Raw genomic sequence first — 665 nt, 5'->3', positions numbered from 1 at the left:
ATTTCTTCGCAAAACATATGTGCGAAACAAAATTGTTTTGCAGTAACTTTCGCACAATATCTGGAGCAGTCGCATGAAGCTCGGCTACGCGCGCGTTTCCACCGAGGATCAGAACTTGGAAATCCAGCGCGGTCGGCTCTCGGAGGCGGGCTGTGAAATGATGTTCGAAGAGAAAATATCGGGGGCCGCTCGTGGCCGGCCCGAGCTTGAAAAGCTGATGGGTCACCTGCGCAAAGACGATGTTCTCGTCGTCGCCCGCCTCGATCGTTTGGCGCGATCCACCATCGAACTCCTGCACATCGCGGAACGCATCAAGGAAAAGCAGGCAGGATTACAATCGCTTGATGAACCTTGGGCCGATACCACGTCCCCGTCTGGCGTGATGATCATGACCGTATTCGCTGGGATCGCCCAGTTCGAGCGGACTCTCATATTGAGCCGAACCGAGGAGGGGCGAAAGGCGGCGATGGCGCGCGGTGTGAGCTTCGGACGCCCAAAGAAAATGCGCCCAGATCAGGCGGAGCTCGCTCGCCAACTCGTTCTCGAGGGTAAGTCCATTAGCGCCGTCGCAAGGACCTTCAACGTTCACCCGGCCACCATCTATCGCTGTATCGAGCCAAACAGTGCCTTATGACACTTTCCTGTTCCGCTCAGCCGCACGACCC

Annotated in this window: 1 protein-coding gene; it reads left to right on the top strand. The window is 56.8% G+C overall.

Translation table 11 applies throughout. The features are described 5' to 3' along the window. The first annotated feature begins 73 nt into the window (after nucleotides 1-73). A complete protein-coding gene (locus EWH12_RS22020; RefSeq protein ID WP_011950653.1) occupies nucleotides 74-634 on the top strand; it encodes a recombinase family protein in 561 nt (186 codons plus the stop codon). Nucleotides 635-665: the final 31 nt, after the last annotated feature.

The sequence above is a fragment of the Sphingobium cupriresistens genome (assembly GCF_004152865.1).
GTDB lineage: Bacteria > Pseudomonadota > Alphaproteobacteria > Sphingomonadales > Sphingomonadaceae > Sphingobium > Sphingobium cupriresistens.
This window is presented reverse-complemented; position numbering and strand designations above follow the sequence as displayed.